Source organism: Phytohabitans houttuyneae (genome assembly GCF_011764425.1).
GTDB lineage: Bacteria > Actinomycetota > Actinomycetes > Mycobacteriales > Micromonosporaceae > Phytohabitans > Phytohabitans houttuyneae.
In genome coordinates this window covers 833,156-851,233 of the sequence record NZ_BLPF01000004.1, presented here as the reverse complement: position 1 = coordinate 851,233, position 18,078 = coordinate 833,156, and the positions used below count along the sequence as shown (strand labels likewise).

General features: G+C 74.0%; 16 protein-coding genes and 1 pseudogene. 4 read left to right on the top strand and 13 right to left on the bottom strand.

Annotated features, from left to right (window positions below):
- Window positions 1-23 precede the first annotated feature (23 nt).
- The gene (locus tag Phou_RS56125; RefSeq protein WP_443094379.1) at window positions 24-236 is read left to right on the top strand and encodes a wHTH domain-containing protein; all 213 of its coding nucleotides are present in this window, start codon (window positions 24-26) and stop codon (window positions 234-236) included.
- Here Phou_RS56125 and Phou_RS46025 read toward each other — a convergent pair.
- Together Phou_RS46025 and Phou_RS46020 are read right to left on the bottom strand one after the other, a co-directional pair.
- A pseudogene (locus Phou_RS46025) lies at window positions 221-864 on the bottom strand (response regulator). The gene Phou_RS56125 and the pseudogene Phou_RS46025 sit on opposite strands and share 16 nt — an antisense overlap.
- A complete protein-coding gene (locus Phou_RS46020; RefSeq protein ID WP_246274663.1) occupies window positions 816-2,117 on the bottom strand; it encodes a sensor histidine kinase in 1,302 nt (433 codons plus the stop codon). The pseudogene Phou_RS46025 and the gene Phou_RS46020 overlap by 49 nt, the downstream one beginning before the upstream one ends.
- Before the next feature lie 135 nt (window positions 2,118-2,252).
- Here Phou_RS46020 and Phou_RS46015 point away from each other — a divergent pair, with 135 nt between their 5' ends.
- Window positions 2,253-4,358 (top strand): MMPL family transporter, encoded by a 2,106-nt coding sequence (locus tag Phou_RS46015; protein WP_173070443.1) that lies wholly within the window; start codon window positions 2,253-2,255, stop codon window positions 4,356-4,358.
- A gap of 280 nt (window positions 4,359-4,638) precedes the next feature.
- Here the strand turns inward: Phou_RS46015 and Phou_RS46010 are convergent, their stop codons facing one another.
- The 5 genes from Phou_RS46010 to Phou_RS45990 form a co-directional block, all read right to left on the bottom strand.
- Entirely contained in the window at window positions 4,639-6,795 is a 2,157-nt protein-coding gene (locus Phou_RS46010) for an AMP-binding protein (protein WP_173070441.1), read from the bottom strand.
- Window positions 6,792-7,787, bottom strand: a complete 996-nt coding sequence (locus tag Phou_RS46005) for a beta-ketoacyl synthase N-terminal-like domain-containing protein (RefSeq protein WP_173070439.1) — start codon at window positions 7,785-7,787, stop codon at window positions 6,792-6,794. The genes Phou_RS46010 and Phou_RS46005 overlap by 4 nt, the downstream gene beginning before the upstream one ends.
- Window positions 7,777-8,985: a beta-ketoacyl synthase N-terminal-like domain-containing protein gene (locus Phou_RS46000; RefSeq protein ID WP_173070437.1), complete on the bottom strand. Its 1,209-nt coding sequence runs from the start codon at window positions 8,983-8,985 to the stop codon at window positions 7,777-7,779. The genes Phou_RS46005 and Phou_RS46000 overlap by 11 nt, the downstream gene beginning before the upstream one ends.
- Window positions 8,975-9,229 (bottom strand): acyl carrier protein, encoded by a 255-nt coding sequence (locus tag Phou_RS45995; protein ID WP_173070435.1) that lies wholly within the window; start codon window positions 9,227-9,229, stop codon window positions 8,975-8,977. The genes Phou_RS46000 and Phou_RS45995 overlap by 11 nt, the downstream gene beginning before the upstream one ends.
- Before the next feature lie 225 nt (window positions 9,230-9,454).
- Entirely contained in the window at window positions 9,455-9,808 is a 354-nt protein-coding gene (locus Phou_RS45990; RefSeq protein ID WP_246274814.1) for a YciI family protein, read from the bottom strand.
- A 145-nt stretch (window positions 9,809-9,953) separates the two neighbouring features.
- Here Phou_RS45990 and Phou_RS45985 point away from each other — a divergent pair, with 145 nt between their 5' ends.
- Window positions 9,954-10,424 (top strand): GNAT family N-acetyltransferase, encoded by a 471-nt coding sequence (locus tag Phou_RS45985; protein WP_173070431.1) that lies wholly within the window; start codon window positions 9,954-9,956, stop codon window positions 10,422-10,424.
- Window positions 10,425-10,450: 26 nt separating this feature from the next.
- Window positions 10,451-11,116, top strand: coding sequence for a hypothetical protein (locus Phou_RS45980; RefSeq protein WP_173070429.1), 666 nt, complete (start codon window positions 10,451-10,453; stop codon window positions 11,114-11,116).
- Window positions 11,117-11,125: 9 nt separating this feature from the next.
- On the opposite strand, the gene Phou_RS45975 is transcribed toward Phou_RS45980, so the two are convergent.
- From Phou_RS45975 to Phou_RS45950, 6 genes are all read right to left on the bottom strand, one after another.
- Window positions 11,126-11,617, bottom strand: a complete 492-nt coding sequence (locus Phou_RS45975) for a hypothetical protein (protein WP_173070427.1) — start codon at window positions 11,615-11,617, stop codon at window positions 11,126-11,128.
- A gap of 127 nt (window positions 11,618-11,744) precedes the next feature.
- Window positions 11,745-13,943, bottom strand: a complete 2,199-nt coding sequence (gene secD / locus Phou_RS45970; RefSeq protein WP_173070425.1) for a protein translocase subunit SecD — start codon at window positions 13,941-13,943, stop codon at window positions 11,745-11,747.
- 17 nt (window positions 13,944-13,960) lie between these two features.
- Window positions 13,961-14,380, bottom strand: coding sequence for a hypothetical protein (locus Phou_RS45965; protein WP_173070423.1), 420 nt, complete (start codon window positions 14,378-14,380; stop codon window positions 13,961-13,963).
- 72 nt (window positions 14,381-14,452) lie between these two features.
- The gene (locus tag Phou_RS45960) at window positions 14,453-16,714 is read right to left on the bottom strand and encodes an ABC transporter permease (RefSeq protein ID WP_173070421.1); all 2,262 of its coding nucleotides are present in this window, start codon (window positions 16,712-16,714) and stop codon (window positions 14,453-14,455) included.
- A 3-nt stretch (window positions 16,715-16,717) separates the two neighbouring features.
- Window positions 16,718-17,455 carry an ABC transporter ATP-binding protein gene (locus tag Phou_RS45955; protein ID WP_173070419.1) on the bottom strand — a complete coding sequence of 246 codons (738 nt, stop codon included), beginning with the start codon at window positions 17,453-17,455 and terminating at the stop codon, window positions 16,718-16,720.
- Entirely contained in the window at window positions 17,448-18,005 is a 558-nt protein-coding gene (locus tag Phou_RS45950; RefSeq protein ID WP_218579608.1) for a PadR family transcriptional regulator, read from the bottom strand. The genes Phou_RS45955 and Phou_RS45950 overlap by 8 nt, the downstream gene beginning before the upstream one ends.
- Window positions 18,006-18,078: the final 73 nt, after the last annotated feature.

Sequence of the window (18,078 nt, the reverse complement as noted above, 5' to 3'; positions counted from 1 at the left end):
CCCGGCCCCGCGACTGCGCGATCATGCGCGCCGACCTCAGCACCCGGTCCGGCTGGCTCGACCCGCGGCAGCTGGTGCCGAGGATGCACGTGCTCCAGGCCGCCTATCACCTGGGTATTGCACCGGAAGAGGTCCACGAGCGCCTGACCGTCCTGGGCTACGGCCAGATCGAGGAGGACGGCCGCCTGCCACGGCTACGCCCCGGTCCTCATCAGCCGGCTCAGCCGTTCAGGTAGGTGAGGACCGCGAGCACGCGGCGGTTGTCGTCGTCGGACGGCGGGAGGCCGAGCTTGGTGAAAATGTTGTTGATGTGCTTGCCGACCGCCTTGTCGGTGACGAAGAGGCGGCTCGCGATCGCGTTGTTGGAGCGGCCCTCGGCCATCAGGCCCAGCACCTCGCGCTCGCGGGGGTGAGTGCCTTCAGCGGCTCCTCGGCCGAGCGGCGGGCCAGCAGCTGGCCGACCACCTCGGGGTCGAGGGCGGTACCGCCGGCGGCCACGCGCTTGACCGCGTCGATGAACTGGCTCACGTGCGACACGCGGTCCTTCAGCAGGTAGCCGACGCCGCCGGTGCGGTCGGAGAGCAGCTCGCGGGCGTACAGCTGCTCGACGTGCTGGGACAGCACGAGCACCGGCAGGCCCGGCACCTGCTCGCGGGCGGCGATGGCGGCCTGCAGGCCCTCGTCGGTGAAGGTGGGCGGCAGGCGCACGTCGACCACCGCCACGTCCGGGCGGTGCTTGAGCAGCGCGGGCAGCAGCGAAGGCCCGTTGTCGACGGCCTCGACGACCTCGAAGTCGTACGCGTTGAGCAGCCGGATCAGCCCGTCCCGGAGGAGGGCAAGGTCTTCGGCGATGACAACTCGCACGGCAGCTCCATGGTCACGACGGTCGGGCCGCCGGGCGGGCTGCTCACGGCGACCGTTCCATCGAATGCTGCCAGGCGCCGCTCCATCCCCCGCAGCCCGGTGCCCCCGGCGGGGTTGGCGCCGCCGACCCCGTCGTCGCTGACCGTGATGCCGAGGCTGCGCCCGTCGTGCCGGACCAGCACCCAGGCGCGGGTGGCGTGGCTGTGCTTGACCACATTGGCCAGGGCCTCGGCGATGGCGAAGTAGCCGGCGGACTCGACCGGGGCCTGCGGCCGGCCGCGGAGCTCGATGTCCACCTCGACCGGGATCGGCAGGGTGAGCGCGAGCGCGCGCACCGCGCCGTCGATCCCGCGCTCGGCCAGTACCGGCGGATGGATGCCGCGGACCAGGTCGCGCAGCTCGGCCAGGGCCAGGTCGCTGGCGTCGCGGGCCTCGGCGAGCAGCTTCTGCGCGGCGGCCGGGTCCCGGGTGACCAGGTCCTCGGCCAGGCCGAGGCTCATGCCCAGCGACACAAGCCGGGCCTGCGCGCCGTCGTGCAGGTCGCGCTCGATCCGGCGCAGTTCGGCCGCCTGCGCGTCGACGGTCTCCGCCCGGGTGCGGGTCAGCACCCGCACCCGCTGGTCGAGCACCGCTTGGCGGGTGGGGCCGAGCAGCAGCTTGGTGGCCCGGTCGTGCAGCCGCAGCAGCGGCGGCGAGGCGGCCAGGCCGAGCGCGAGGATCAGCACGCCCTGCGGGATCGCGGCGATGCCCTCGAACGGGATGTCGATGAGCCAGCCGGGGCCGTAGTGGTATCCGTCGACGAACTGGAGCACTGTCGGCATGACCAGGATGCCCTCGACGCCATACCCCACCAGGGCGGCAGGCAGGATGCCGAGCGCCAGCGTGAGCGGTGAGCAGAGCAGCCACAGCAGGTCGCGCCAGGTCGCCGGGTCGCCGAGCATCCACCGGCAGCGCTGCCAGGCGCCGATCACGCCGAAGGACTCCATCGGCGGGCGCGGCTTGTACGGCATCGGGATCTCCACGCCGGACCACTGGCCGGCCAGCTTGCGCCGCTCGTTGGCCAGCGCGCGGACCGCGACCATCACGAGCGGCACGAGGAAGATGCCGACGCCGAAGAGCGCCAGAAACGAGATCGAGACGATTGACAGAACGAGCAGCACGATGCCGCACACGTAGAAAACCAGGCCGATGACGAAGCTCCGCACGCTCGCGGCCAGGCCGCGGGTCACAAAGCGGATCAGCTCCTCGTTCACGCCACCCATTCTGGCCGACCTGCCGGTGATTGCCGGTAGGGCTAACCCCACCCCCCTTGGGGGCCTGCGACCAGTGTCCGTTTCCGGCGACGCCCGAAGGATCGGAAGTGACAGTTTCCGAGGGAGGAACCCGAGATGTCTTGGCACTGGATCACCAGACTGCCGTCGGGCAGGCGTACCAAGTTTCTGGCCATCGCGCTGTGGCTCGTCATCGCGTCCGCGGTCGGGCCGCTCGCCGTCAAGCTCGCCGACGTGGTCACCGACGACGCCGTGGCGTGGCTGCCGCGCACCGCCGAGGCCACCCAGGCGTTCGAGCGGGCGGAGGCGGCCTTCCCGGGCTCCGACCGGCTCGTCGCGGTCGCGGTCTACGCCCGTGACGCCGGGCTGACCGACGCCGACCGGGCCAAGGCCGAGGCGGACCGGGCGGCGTTCGCGCGGTACGCCGAGGGTGGCCAGGTGCCGCCGGCGATCGCGAGCGAGGACGGCAAGGCGCTGCTGCTCTCCTTCCCGCTCGCCGGGGACGATGACCAGCAGGTCGAGTCGACCGGCGAGGTCCGTGACCAGCTGGCGAACGCGCCGCCGGCCGGGCTGCAGACGGGGCTGACCGGTTCGGCCGGCGCCACCGACGACCTGTTCGACGCGTTCGGCGGCATGGACATCACGCTCGTGCTGGTCACCGCCGGCGTGGTGGCGCTGCTGCTGCTGTTCACGTACCGCAGCCCGGTGCTGTGGCTGGTGCCACTGATCTGCGTCGGTGTGGCCAGCCAGGTGGCGAGCGCGGTCGTGTACCTGCTGGCCAAACACGCCGGGCTCACCGTCGACTTCCAGGGCCAGAGCGTGCTCACCGTGCTTGTCTTCGGCGTCGGCGTCGACTACGCGCTGCTGCTGATCGCCCGGTACCGCGAGGAGCTGCGCCGGCACCGCGACCGGCACGACGCGATGCGGGTCGCGCTGCGCCGCTCGTTCCCCGCCATCCTGGCCTCGGCGGCGACCGTCGCGATCAGCCTGCTCTGCCTGCTCGCCGCCGAGCTCAACTCCACCCGCAGCCTCGGCCCGGTCGGCGCGGTCGGCATCGCCGCGGCGTTCCTGGTGATGACCTTGCTACTCCCGGCCGTGCTGGTCCTGTTCGGACGGTGGCTGTTCTGGCCGTTCGTGCCCCGCTACAGCCCGGACGCGGTCGGCCACGACGTGGCCGCGGACCACGGCATGTGGGCCCGGGTGTCCGCGTTCGTCGGGCGGCGGCCGCGCGGCGTCTGGATCGGCACCGCCGCGGTGCTCGGCCTGCTGACCATCGGGATCGGCAACCTGAGCGTGGGCCTGCCGGGCGCGGAGACGTTCACCAAGGAGGTCGGCTCGGTGACCGGCCAGCGCATCATCGCCGCGCACTTCCCGGAGGGCTCGGCGCTGCCGGCCGAGGTCGTGGCACGGGCGAGCGCTGCCGACCCGGTGGCGACCACGCTGCGCGGCGTCGACGGGGTGGCTACGGTCGCCGAACCGCAGACCTCGGCCGACGGCCAGTGGGTGATGATCCGCGCGGTGCTGGACGCGGAGCCCGACAGCGACGCTGCCAAGGCCACGGTCGAGCGGATGCGGGACGCGGTGCACGCGGTACCCGGCGCGGAGGCCCTGGTCGGCGGCCAGACGGCGATCGACCTGGACACCGACACCGCGTCCAGCCGGGACGAGCGCGTGGTCATCCCGCTGATCCTCGCCGTGGTGTTCGTGATCCTGATGGTGCTGCTGCGGGCGCTGGTGGCCCCACTGCTGCTGATCGGCAGCGTGGTGCTCTCGTACGCGGCCGCCCTCGGCGTCGCCGGGTTCGTGCTGCACGCGATGGGCTACACCAAGCTGTTCTTCGGCGCCCCGCTGCAGACGTTCCTGTTCCTGGTGGCGCTCGGCGTCGACTACACGATCTTCCTGATGACCCGGGCCCGCGAGGAGGTCGGGCAGCTGGGCCACCGCCGCGGTGTCCTGCACGCCCTGACCGTTACCGGCGGCGTGATCACGAGCGCCGGCCTGGTGCTCGCGGCGACGTTCGCGGCGCTGGGCATCCTGCCGCTCGTGCCATCGGTGCAGATCGGCGTGATCGTCGCGGCCGGCGTGCTCCTGGACACCTTCGTGGTCCGGAGCCTGCTGATCCCGGCGCTGGCGGTGCACCTGGGCCCGAAGGTCTGGTGGCCCGGCCGTCCGGCCCGCGAGCCCGCTCAGCCAGCCAGCGAGCCGGTGCTGACGAGGGTCTGACGGGCCTTACCTGATCCGCAGGCGTAACTGGTCGACCGTTCGTACGAGGCGTTCCGGGTTTCAGGGTGCAATGTTCGAGGGGCCAGTCGCTACGTCAGGGCTTCCCGTCGGGAGCGGCCGGCGGCGACCGTGGGCGAGACCACGCCACGGGCCCTCGCCCACGGTCCCCAAATCCGGGCTTCCGGACGCGCTCAGACGCGGACAAGATAGGCACAGAGCGGGTCCCGCCCGCCCGCCGCGGCAACGGCGGGCGGGCGGGGGCCTCTGCCCGTCCCGTCGCCTACGGGTAGAGGCCGGCCAGCACGGCCGCGGTCTGGACCGGGTTGGTCACCACAAAGTAGTGACCGCCGTCCACGAGGTGCGTGCTGGCGACCATTGACGGGCGCATCCGGGCGGCGACGCCGGGCAGCGTGCAGATCGTGTCCTCGGCACCGACCAGCACGTGGACCGGCGTCTCCAGCGACGACGTCCACTCGTCGGGCACGAGTGAGAGGTCGCGCCGGAAGCGGGGCAGCAGCAGCCGCCCGACCTCGTCCGCCGTGAGTGTGGTCGGCGGCATCAGCCCGCTGCGGGTCAGCTCGGCGACAAGCTCCGCGTCGTCCTGCCCGCGGATGCTCTTCGCGGTCGCGCCGGACAGCGGCGGGGCGGAGAGCACCACGTGGCCCGGTTCGAGCCCGGCGCCCGCGCGGCCCGCGATCTCGGCGGCGACGAGCGCGCCCAGGCTGTGTCCGAAGAGGATGGTGCCGGAAGACAGGTACGGCGTGATCGCCTTCCACCACGCGTCGGCCACATCGGCGATGGTTACCGGGCCGCGCAGGGTGGCCTCGCCGGCCACCACCCGCCACGACTCGGGCACGTGCTTGGCCAGCCGCGTGTACGAGCCGGCCGAGCCGCCCGCGTACGGCAGGCACACCAGCGTCCGGCTGTGTATGCCACGCCCCTCGCGCAGCACCCGCATCGTCACCTCGACCTCGCCGGTACGCAGCTTGAACCGGGCGAGCTTGCCGGTCGAGGTGACCGGCAGCTGGTCGACGACCTCGATCACGGCCGGCCGCTTGAAGACCGGCAGCTGGTCGCGGAAGGCCTGGCGGGCGGCCTGGCGCAGCACCGCGCGGTCCACGCCGTTCTCCGGCACCAGGTACGCGACCGCCTGCTCCAGGCCGGTGGCGTCCCGGGCGCCCACGACCGCGACCTGGGAAAGCCCGTCCACCTCGCGGGCGGCGGCCTCCACCTCGAACGGCGACACCTTGAAGCCGCCCACGTTGATCAGGTCGTCGCGGCGGCACACGTACTCGAGGTCGCCGTCCGCGGCGCGGCGCACGATGTCGCCGGTGTACGCGCCGCCGTCCGCGAACGTGCGCGCGGTGGCCTCGGCCCGGTCCAGGTAGCCGGCCGCGACCGAGCCGCCGGCCACGTGCAGCCGACCCTCGACGCCGTCCGGCACGGGCCGGCCCTCGTCGTCGCGGACCGTGATCCGCACGCCCGGCACAGGGATGCCGGTGGAGCCGGGCCGGCTGCCGTTCGTGGCCACCACGATGTGCAGCACCTCGGTCGCGCCGAGCCCGTTGACCAGCGGCGCGCTGCACACCTTGGCGAACTCGCCGCACATCGGCGCGGGCAGGTGCTCGCCCGCCGAGACGGCCAAGCGCAGCGAGCCGAGCGCGAGGGCCTCGCCGTGGCGGATGCGCTCCAGCAGCGCCGCGTACACCCGGGGCACCGAGCACAGCACGGTCGGGCGGTGCGCGGCGAGCGTTGCCGCGACCCGGAAGACGTCCGGCGGCCCGGCGCTGAGCACGGTACGGGCGCCGGCGGCGAGCGGGAACAGCAGCGAGTTGCCGAAGCCGTACCCGAAGGAGAGCTTGGCCGTGGACAGCACTGTGTCGGCCGGCGAGAGCGCGAGGATCCGGCCGAACCCGCTCAGCACGCTGTCGATGCCGCCACGGGTGTGCAGCACGCCCTTGGGCTGGCCGGTGCTGCCGGACGTGTACTGGATCAGCACCACGTCGCCCTCGCCCTGGTGCGCGGGGGCCGGGATCTCACCGTCGTACGGCGCCATCCGGTCGGCCCGGCCGCGGGGCAGGTCGAGCGCGCCCTTCGCGGGCAGTTGGGCGTCGGCGCGCTCGTCCACGTGCAGGTACGTGGCGCGGCAGTCGGACGCGATGAACTCGATCTCGGCCGGGGTGAGCATCGGGCTGACCGGTACCGGTACGCCACCGGCCCACCACACGCCGAGGATCGCCACGACGGCCGCGATCGAGTCGTCGGCGACGATGAGCGCGTTGCTGCCCGGGCGGAACGCGGAGCCGTCCAGCCGCGCGGCGTAGGCGTGCACCGCCCGGGCCAGCTCGGCGTACGTGACCTGCCCGCCGGCGTCCACGTACGCGGTCGCGTCGGGCTTACCGGCGGAGAGCAGGTGCTCGACGATGTTGTTGTTCACGATGACGAAACCTCCAAGCTGGCCGTGCTCCCGCACGGCTCGACCGCGAGGGCGAGGACCTTCGTGGGGGCTGTAGGAGCCGTGGCGCAGAGCGCGGCGGCACACACCACCGCGAAAAACCCGCCCGCCGCGCCGAGGTCGCCGAGCGCTCGCTCGACGTGCCAGACGGGACAGGGTTGGCCGGAGGCGAGCGCGCCGACGAGCCCGGTGTCCAATGTGGATATCACGAGGGCGTCGGGGCGGGTCTCCGGCCGCGCGGCCGCCTGGATCACGCGGGCGGTCGCGCGGACGAGGTCGGTGCGTTGGCAGTCGCGCAATGAGATGCCCGGCCCGCCGGTCGGGTCCAGTGCGAGGCAGGCGGACCCTTCGGCGGGCGTGAGGTGATCCGGTGCGGCGGTGAGGCTCCACCGCGTGACGGTGGCGGAGGCGCCGACCAGCGCGGCGCTCGCGTCGCCGGCCGCGATGAGCCGCATCGCCTCCGCGATCGCCGAGATGCCGGCCGTGGCTCCGCCGGTGAGCATGAGGTTCGGTCCGGCGAGGCCGAGCCGGATGGAGACGGTGGCGGCCGGCCCGTTGTACGCCGAGGCGGGGCCGAGCGCCGGCGCGACGAACCCGGGATCCAGTGTGGACGCCTCGGTGCAGACCGTGGCGTACTCCGGCAGCCCCGCCGTGGAGCTTGCCCACACCACGGCCGTCGTGTCGTCCGGCACGCCACCGTCCGGGCGGGCCGGTGTGTCCGCGGCGGACGCGAGAGCCAGCAGCGACTCGTGCGGAACGCTGCGCAGCCCGCGCGTGCCGGCGCGGGCGGGCACGCGGGGCTCGACGGGCCCGTACACGGCCCGCTCCACCGGCGCCAGCAGCGTGTCCGGCACGGTGAACCGGCGTACCGGACCGGCCACCGGCGCACCGGTCAGGCGGCGGGCCAGGGACGCCAGGTCGTCCACTTCGGACAGGCGCAGGCCGGCGCCGCGCACGGCGACGCTAGCGGGCATCGGGTGCCCCCTTCCCCAGCAGTACTGTGCAGACCGCGCCGCCGAAGCCGTACGCCTGGCTCAGCACGCGGCCCACCGGCCCTCGCCGGCCGGCCGGCTCCACCAGGTCGACGCCGCCGCACTCCGGATCCGGGTCGGCGAGCGTCACGTTTCCGGGCACGAGGCCGTGCGCGATGGCGCGTACCCCGATGACCGCCTCGAGCACGGCGGCCGCACCCTCCGCGTGGCCCAGCTGTCCCTTGACCGAGGAGAGCACCGGCCGCCGGCGGCCGCCCAGGGCCTTGGCGACCGCGCGGGCCTCGACCCCGTCGTTGGCCGGCGTTCCGGTGCCGTGCGCGCACACCCAGTCGACGTCGTCCGGCTCGACGCGGGCGCGGTCGAGGCAGGTCTGGATGGTCGCGATAAGGCCGGCGCCGTCCGGGTGCGGCTGGGTCAGGTTGTGCGCGTCGGCGGCGGACGCGGTGGAAAGCACGTGGGCCAGCGGCGCGCGGCCGCGGCCGGCGATCCGCTCCGCCCGTTCGAGCACGAGCACGGCCGCGCCCTCGCCGGGCATCGTGCCCTTGCGCCCGGCGTCGAACGGCCGGATCGTGTCGGCGGCGAGCGCGCGCATCGACGTGAAGAACGCGAACACCTCCAGCGACAGCTCGTCCGCGCCGCCGCAGACCGCGACGTCGACCTCGCCGGACGCGACCGCGGCGGCGCCGGCGGCGATGGCCTCGTTGCCGGCCGAGCAGCCGGGCGCGAGGAGCACGGCGGGACCGTCCACTGTGACCACCCGCCGGACGGCCGTGAGCAGTTCTTCGGGGCGGGCAAAGGTGCGGTCGGGCACGCCGAGCGGCCCGCGCCCGATCGCGCGGTCGAGCACGGGCCGGGTGCCCATCACCGTGCCCACGAAGAGGCCCAGCCGCCCGCGCCGCCGGTGCGCCGGCAGGCCCGCGTCGCCGAGCGCCTCCAGCGTCGCCGCGGCCAGGTAGCGGGCGGCGAGCGACTCGTGCGGCGGTACCAGCGAGTCGAGCGCCGCCACCGCGCCGGGTGGCACCTCGGCGGCCCGCTGGGTGGGGTACCTGGACAGGTCGTAGCGCGTCACCGGCCCGGTGAGCACCCTGCGGTCCTCGATGGCGCGCCACAGCGCGTGCACGCCCAGCCCGGCGGGTGAGACCGCGCCCACGCCGGACACCGCGACACTGTCACGGTCCAACGCGGAGTCCCCGGCTGCGCAGTACCGCGATCGCACCGCCGAGGTCCCGCATGCCGGCCGCCTCGTCGTCGGTGAGCTTCAGACCGAGCTGCCGCTCCATGCGCACGACGAAGTCGACCTTCTGCAACGAGTCGACGCCGAGATCCTCGTAGAAAGCCGCGCCGTCGGTGATCTCCTCCGCCGGCACGTCGAACACCTCGGCCGCCAGCGCGCGCAGCCGCGTTGCGGACGTCTCGTGTGGCATGCTCTCTCCCCTTACCCGCGTACTGCTTGCCGCGTACTGCCTCCCCAGGCCCGGTGCTGAGGCCGACCGTCTTCGGGAGCGGCGAGGGTTCCGCCGGAACGATCAACCCCGGGGATCAGACACCGGGCCCACCGCGCGCGGTCGCACACCGCGTGCGTCGTTTTGCGGGCGCAGACGCGATCAGGGCGCCCCGCGAACGGGACGCCCTGATGGGAGGGAACCTGCTCAGCCCTCCGCCTCGGCCTCGCCGACGATCTCGCGGAGCTCGACACCCCAGAAGCGCGCGTCCGGCCAGCGCCCGGCGATCTCGACCGCCCGCTCCTCCGACTCGACGTCGAAGACGCAGACGCCGGCCAGCTGCTCCTTCGCCTCGCTGAACGGCCCGTCGGTGACCGCCGCGACCCCGTCGCGGACCCGGATGGCCTTGGCCTGGGTCGGGCTGGCGAGCCCGGCGCCGCTTACCCACTCGCCGCTCTTGACCAGGTCCTGCCAGATGTCGCCCGCCTCGTTCTGCAGGGCGCTCATCTCCTCCTCGGACAGGGCCTCGGCGGCGGCGGTGTTCTGGTAGATCAACATCATGTACTTCACGACGTCACCCCTCGTGGAATCGGCGTCCCGGTCGGGCGCCTCGCACAGGTAGGTCGGAGCCGCCGACCCGCCCTCGACATCGCCCCTGAGATGCAGGTCACGCTCGCGGCACGGTCCCTGCCGGGAGAGTGTAGCGATGAAGATCCGCACTGGTCGGCGTGACGACGCCGAGCGACTGCTCGCTTTCTGGTCGGCCGCGGCACACGGCCGCAGCGTGAGCGACGACCTGGCCGGCGTGGCCCGGCTGCTGCGCCACGACAGCGAGTCGGTCCTGGTCGCCGAGGTGGACGGCGTGGTCGTGGGCACGGTGATCGCGGGTTGGGGCGGGTGGCGCTGCCACATCTACCGGCTCGCGGTCTCGCCGGACCACCGCCGCCGCGGCATCGGCCGGGAGCTGCTGGCCGCCGCCGAGGCCCGGTTCGTCGCGCTCGGCGGGCGGCGTTCGGACGCGATGGTCGACGACGGCAACCCCGGCGCTCACGAGCTGTACCGCAATGCCGGCTATATGCCTGATTCGTCCTGGTCACGATGGGTTCGTCCCTCGTCCCGGTCGACAGTAATGCCCGTGACTAGAGCGGCCAGGTGGGGGAAACTGGGAGGAGTCTGAACCGCACCTGTTGCCTGGAGGTGCCCATGACGATCGACCTTCGGCTGCCCGACGCCATGCCGGTGCTGTCCCGCGGCCGCCACCGCAACCCGCGCAAGGGCGCCTGCTTCATGGAGATGGCGTCCTACCTCGCCGGTGAGCGGTGGAGTGACCATCCCGCCTGCACGCACCCGCTGCTCGCCTCGCTCGCCCGCCTCGTCAACGACCACACCACCGACCCCGGCCGCCAGCGGCTCGCCGAGCTGATCCCGTCGGTCATCGGCCTGACCAGCGACGACGTCCGCTGGGACGCGCTGATCGCGCTGCGCGCCGCGGAGACCGCCCTGCCGGTCGTCTCGGCCGAGATGCAAAACGCGATGGCGGTCTCCGTGCTCAGCGGCAACCGCCTGATCGCCGGCCTCGACGGCCGCCCGCCGGACACGTTGCGCCCGGACAGCCGGGCTGCCCTGCTGCGGGCGCCACTCGCGGCACGGTGGGCACACCGGTTTACGTACGACGTGTCGGTCTCCCGGAAGATGTACCAGCGGCACGGCGCGCCGCGCACCGTGGAGTTCGCGGTGCAGGGCATCGCCAAGGCGTGCATCCCCGACCCGGACGAGACGCTGCGCGCGCTCCTCGCCGGCGCGATCGACGACGTGACGGCGGCTCAGCCGGCCGCGACGGTGAGCCGATCGGCGGTGCGCACGCGTTAGCCGGGTCCGCTACGACTCGTCTTCGTCGTCGGACTGCGGCAGCTCGCCCTTGCGCACCAGCGCCTCGGGGCGGCAGAGCACCGTGACCCGGTACGAGAGGCCGACGTTCGACCAGATCTCTCCGCGCAGGCTCAGGCACAGGCCGACCCCGTCGAGGCCGTCCGGGTGCTCGAAGAAGTCGACCTCGGGCTCGGCGATCGCGCCCACGAGGCCCTGCGTGCCCCGGTCGGTGCCGGGCACCTGCACGAGGCCGACCGCGAGCTGCACCTCGACGTCGTCGAGGGAATCCACGTCGTACCAGTGGGTGTCGGGCAGGAAGAGCTGCGACTCGACAGGGCGCCGCCGGTAGTCGGGGCCCATCATGCCGCTCTCGCCGTCCGGCTCGTCGCCGATCCAGGCCATTCCGGCGAAGTCGCTGCGCAGCCGCCGGCTCTCGGTGTGAAACTCCGTCACGACGGTGTCGATGCGCGGCTGGGCGACGAGGTGCACGTCAGCGGTCACTGTGCTGCCTTTCGTTTACGACTGCGGGCTCGCATGCCGACCGCCGCCGCGGCGGTCCAGGCCGTCGAAGCCGCACACTAACACCGTCGCGGCGGGGCTCCCGCCCCGCCGCGACCGCAGGCGCCCCCTACCGCTCCAGCTCCACGGCCAGCGGCGTGGCCACGAACACCGATGAATAGGTGCCCACGCCCACGCCGATCAGCAGCGCGAGCGCGAAGTCGAACAGCGAGTCGCCGCCCAGCGCCACGAGCGCCACCAGCACAAACATCGCGCCCAGCCCGGTGCTCACCGTGCGTGGCACCGTCTGCAGGCAGGCCCGGTTGGCGAGCGTCGCGAACGGCTCCCGCCTCCTGGCCCGCCGCCCGCTCCGGGTCAGCTCCCGGACCCGGTCGAAGACCACGACCGAGTCGTTGACCGAGTAGCCGATGACGGTCAGCAGCGCGGCGAGGAACACGCCGTCGACCGGGCGGCCCAGCCACGCGAACACGCCGAGCAGCACCAGCACGTCGTGGCCCATCGCCGCCACCGCGGACAGCCCCCAGCGCCAGTGGAAGCGGATCGCGAGGTACGCCAGCTGCGCGCCGAGCGCCACCACCAGCGCGATGACGGCCTTGCGCCGCAGCTCCGCGCCGAGGCTGGGGCCGATCCGCTCGTCCCGGTCGCGGCGCACGTCGCCGCCCCCGGCCTCGGACAGCTCCTGCCGCACCCGCGCCTCGGTCGCGTCGTCGAACGACCCCGCGCGGACGCTCACCCCGGTCGGGCCTTGCGCGTTGACGACCGCCCGAGGCAGTCCCGCGCCGGCCACCGCGGCCCGCGCGGCCTCCGGACCCAGCGGGGCACTCATCGTGTACGAGACCGCGCGGCCGCCGGTGAACTCGACACCGAGGTTGAGTCCCCGCACCGCGATCCCGGTGGCCGCCACCGCGACGGCGAGCGCCGCGACCGCCAACCAGCGCCGCCGCCGGCCCATGATGTCCGGCTCGCGGCGGGCCAGCGCGCGCCGCACCCACCCGGTGTGCGCCAGCCCGGTCCAGCGCGGCCGCCGCGCCACCGAGGGCATCGACAGCGCGCCCTCGGTGAGCGCGCGGGCCAGCACCAGCGCGGTGAACATCGAGACGACGACGCCCACCGTGAGCGTGACGCCGAAGCCGCGCACCGGCCCGGCGGCGAGGAAGAAGAGCAGACCGGCCGCGAGCAGCGTGGTGACGTTGGCGTCGGCGATCGCCGACCAGGCCCGCGCGAATCCGGTACGCAGCGCGGTGCGCGGTGTTCGCCGGCCGGTGGCGTACTCCTCGCGGGCCCGTTCGAACACGAGCACGTTGGCGTCGATGGCCATGCCGATCGCCAGTACGAAGCCGGCGAGCCCCGGCAGCGTGAGCGTGGCGCCGAAGGCGAGCAGGGCGGCGTAGGAGATCAGCCCGTACGCGCCGAGGGCCAGCGCGGCCAGGAAGCCGGCGAGGCGGTACGCCGCGATGACGAACAGCGCGGTGGCGAGCACCCCGATGACCGCCGCCCGCGCCGACGCCTCAATCGCCTCCTGGCCCAGCGTCGGCCCGACCGTGCGCTGCTCGATGATCTCGACGGGTACCGGCAGCGCGCCGGCCCGGATCAGCAGCGCGAGCTCGCGCGCCTCGGCCGCGGTGTACGTACCGGTGATCCGCGCCCGGCCGCTGCCGTTTCCGGCCCCGCACGGGGTGGCGCCGTCCACCTCGGCCGAGACGAGCACCCGCTCGTCCAGCACCACGGCCACGCGCCGGGTGGGATCGCCCGGCGCGGCGCACGCGGCCGTACCGGTCAGCCGCGCCCACGCGTCCCGGCCCGCGTCGCGGAAGTCCAGGAGTATCTCCCAGCCGCCGACCTGCCCGCGCGCGGCGGACGCGCTCTCGACCTGGTCGCCGGTGAGCGCGGCCGGCCCGAGCCGCAGCGGCTGGCCCCGCTCGTCCGGCAGCGTATCCGGCTCCTCCACAGTGGACGCGGTGCCGAGCACCGGGCGGAAGGAGAGTTGGGCGGTACGGCCGATCACCTCGGTCGCCTGCCGCGGATCGTCGACGCCGGGCAGCTCGACGATGATGCGCCGTTCGCCGGCGCGGGCAAGGGTGGGCTCGGACAGTCCGAGCGCGTCGACGCGGCGGCGGAGCACCTCGACCGCCTCGTCGGTGGTTTCGGCGTTGGCCTCGGCCAGCTCGCCGTCTGACGTTTCCAGCACTATCTGGGTGCCGCCGCGCAGGTCCAGCCCGAGCCGCGCCGGCCGGACGGCGATGAGCCATCCGGACACGACGATGACGACAAGGGCGAGAGCGGCGCGCGCGGCAGTAGCGCGCGACACGGTGTTCTCCTCGCTTCTCAAGGATGGAGCCCGGCCGTGGGCGGCCGGGGTGACGGGGAATGGCTCGAACGCGTGCCGTCAGGCAGGCGGAGCCCGGCCCGGAAGGCGAGGAGTGTCGCACCGGCCGGTCGGTCCACTGTGGAGCGGAGCCGGATCGACCAGGTGGCGGGCAGTGTGGGGGGCTGCGTCGCGGCGACCGCGACGGCTCCTGGCGCGGGCGAGGCCGCGGCCGCCGAACCGATCGCGGCGATGACCGCGAAGGCGCTCGGCCAGGCGGACGTCGCGGCGACGTGTCCCGCCGGCCCGGCACCCGCAACGGATGCCGCCGGCGCGGGCGCCGAGGGCCGAGTGGTGGGCGGCGGGACCAGGAGCGTGACGAAGAGGGCCAGCAGCAACGGAAGTGCGGCGGCCGGCCGGCGATGCGCCGGTGTTGTCACGCTCGTGAATCTATCAGCCGGCACACCGGATGGGGGCGTCCGTTTGGCCGCCCCCATCTCAACGCCGGTGGCTCACTCCCAGCGGACCAGCGTGGACGCGGGAGTGCCGGCCAGGCGCCGCGTCACGGCCGCGCCGGCCACCGCACCGACAAGGGCCGCGGCGGGCACGGTCACGACGAGCAGCAGCCACGAAGGACTCTGGGTCAGGCCGGGGCCGGCGCCGATGCCGGTGGTCACCTGGTCGGCGAGCAGCTTGAAGGCGAGCAGGCCGGCCGGCAGGCCCACGATGCCCGCGGCGAACCCGAGCGCGGCCCCGCCGGTCGCCGACTGGGCGAGCGTCTGGCGCACCGTGAAGCCGACCGTGCGCAGCACGCCCAGCACCCGCGCCCGCTCCCGGGCACCGCTGAGCAGCGCGGCGGCCAGGTTGGCGAGGCTGACGACGAGTACCAGCGCGGCCATCACCTGGAGCGCGACCGTGAAGACGCCGAGCTCGTCGGGGTCGGACTCGCGCGCCCGCACCGCAGCGGCGGTGCCGAGCCTTTCGCGCAGCGCGGTCGCCAGCGCCTCGGGCGACTCGCCGCGGCCGTTGACCAGGAAGGCATCCGGGGTGGCACCGGGGAGCATCTCGGCGCGGTACATGAGCACCTCACCGGTGTCCTCGGTCTCGCTGTACCAGCCGACGATCTTCAACGTGATCGGAGCCTCGCCGGCCCGGATGCTCACCGTGTCGCCAACGTCGACGCCGAAGCGCTGCAGGAACCCGTATCCGGCGACCGCCTCGCCCGCCTCCCGCAGCGGCTCGCCCTCGCGCACCATGAACCTCGCCTGAGCCGGGTCGCCCCCGATCGCCCGGGCCAGAAACGTCTCCTCGCCGAGCGTCGCCCGCCGGTCGGTCTGCGTGTACCAGCCGGCGACCTGGGACATCGTGGAGAGCGCGGCTGCCGTCGCGGCGCCGTCGGTGCCGTCGCCGGCCACGACCGCGTCGTACGGGTCGCCGGAGCGGGCCGGGTCGTTCACCATCTTGTCCATTGTGGACATGAAGCCGGCGGCGACCACGACCGCGGCCACGGCGACCGCGAGCGCGGCGGCGGTCAGCGCCGAACGCGCCGGGCGGGCCAGCACGGTGCCGAGGCCGAAACGGGCCGCCGGGGCCAGCCGCAGCGCCTCCAGCAGCCGGGCCAGCCGGGCCGGGTTGGCCGAGCGCGGGGGTGCGTCGCGCAGCACGTCGGTCACCGGCTGCCGGGCGGCCCGGCGGGCGGGGAGCACGGTGGCCACGGTGAGGATCAGGCCGACGAACCCGACCGCGACCAGCAGCGACGTCGCGCCCACCCGCAGGCCGCTGCGGCCCATCGCCGCGGAGAGACCGACCTGGAGGAACGGTGCGATCAGCGTCCCCGCGACCCAGCCGAGGACCGCGCCGGCCACGCCCAGGATCAGCGTCTCGCCGAGCAGGCCGCCGATGATCTGCCGGTTGGTGTATCCGACCGCCTGGAGCATCGCGATCTCGCGGCGGCGGGCCAGGAGCCGGGCCGCGGCCGCGCCGGCCACGACGAAGGCGGCCGCGAGCAGGACGAACACTCCGAAGCCGGCGAGCGAGGCGCCGAAGATGAGCTCCCGGACCAGGATGTCGTCGCGGGTGTCCGGCCACGGCTGCACGCCGTCGACACCGGGGCTGGTGCCGAGCCGCGCGGCGGCCGCGTCGGCGGCGTCCGGGTGGGTGAGCCGCGCGATCAGCAGCGCGCCCCGCTCCACCCCGTCCGGTGCGAGCGCCTGGAGGCCGGCGGGGTCGACGAAGAGCCGGATCGGGTCGCAGTCGGGGTAGAAGCAGTCGGTGAGGTCGACAGCGGTGCCGACCACGGTGAGGGTCAACGGGCGGCCGGCCACATTGATCCGTACCTCATCGCCGTCCCGGACGCCGGCCTCGACGGCGGCGGCCCGGTCGAACACGACCTCGCCCACTGCCGCCGGCCAACGCCCGGTGCGCAGCTGGGGCGCGCCCACCGCGGACGCCGGCGGGGTCGGCGTGACGCGCGCCTCGACGGACCCGTCGCCGAGCTCGACATCGCCGGTGACGAACGGGGTGACCGCACCGGTGGCGGCGAACGCGGCGTCGCCACGCAGCCCTTCCAGCGCGCCCGGCTCGCCGTAGACCACCAGGTCGGGACGGCCGGAGTCGCGGTAGATCTCGTCGACCTGCGGGCCGCCCTGGCTTTGCACGGAGAGCCCGGCGACCACGGCGGCCGCGGCGAGGGCGGCGACCAGCGCGGTGGCGCCGGCGGCGACCTTGCTCCGCCCGCGCAGCCCGGACAGGGCCAGGCGAAGGGTGGCGGACATTGCTCAGCCCTCCAGGTTGATCAGGTTGGCATACGTGGGGCGCTGACCGGCCCCGGTCAGGTCGCGCTCGTCGACGATCTCGCCGTCGAGCATGGTCACCACCCGGTCGGCCGCGGCCGCGACCCGGTGGTCGTGGGTCACCAGCACGATGCTCTGGCCGCTGTCGTGGCGCCGGCGCAGCAGGCCGAGGACGACCTCGGCGGAGGCGGAGTCGAGCGCGCCGGTCGGCTCGTCGGCGAGCAGCACGTCGGGCTTGTGCACGACCGCGCGGGCCAGCGCCACCCGCTGCTGCTGGCCGCCGGAGAGCTCGGCGGGCGCGGCGTCGGCGGCGTCACCCACGCCCAGCTCCTCCAGGACCGCGAGTGATCGGCTGCGCGCCTCCCGCCGGCCGACGCCCTGTAGCACCAGGGGCAGCTCGACGTTTCCGATCACGGTCATCGTCGGCACCAGGTTGAGGAACTGGAACACGAACCCGACGTGCCGGCGGCGCAGCAGCGCCCGCCCGCTCTCGTCGCGGTCGTCCAGCCGCTTGCCGGCGAGCCAGACCTCGCCGCTGTCCGGTCTGTCCAGACCACCCAGCAGGTGCAGCAGCGTCGACTTGCCGCACCCGCTCGGGCCGGTGATGGCCACCCAGTCGCCGGGCGCCACGGTCAGGGAAACGTCTCGCAGGGCGGCGTGCTCCCGCGCGCCGCCGCGGTAGGTCCGCGTGAGCGCGCTGGCGCGCAGCAAGGGCTCAGTCATGGCTGTCTCCGTTTGGCTTCGGGTGCGGAAGGATCTGGGTGAGCTGCTGCTCGCACGCCTCCAGCCAGCGCAGCTCCGCCTGCAGGTGCAGCGCGGTGGCCTGCACCAGCAGCCCGCTCACGCTGCCCGGGGTGGTCTGCCCGGCCTGGCGGTCGAGGTCGCGCAGCGCTTCGAAGCAGCGCTGGCGGTGGTCGGTGATGATCGCGCGCGGGTCGATGCCCGGGATCACGTCCGCGGCGAGCCTGGCCGTGACCAGCCGGAGCAGGACGTCCGGCTTGACGATCGGGGTGTCGGGGCGCTCGGCGAACCACTCGCGCAGCGCCTTGGCGCCGGTGTCGGTGAGCCGGTAGACCTTGCGGTCCCGCTTGTCGCCGCCTGACGCGGGTGTGTGGGTGACGAGGCCGTCCTTTTCGAGGCGACCGAGCGTGACGTAGATCTGCCCGACGTTGACCTCGACGCCGGCGCCGGCGAAGAGCTCGTCGTAGCGCCGCCGCACCTCGTAGCCGTGGGCAGGACCCGCCGCAAGCAGGCCGAGCACGACGTGTTTCATGGACGCCCCTCCAATACCTAACGGCTAGAGTTTAACTGTTAGGTATTGACTGTCAACAGCCCCTCACCTGAGC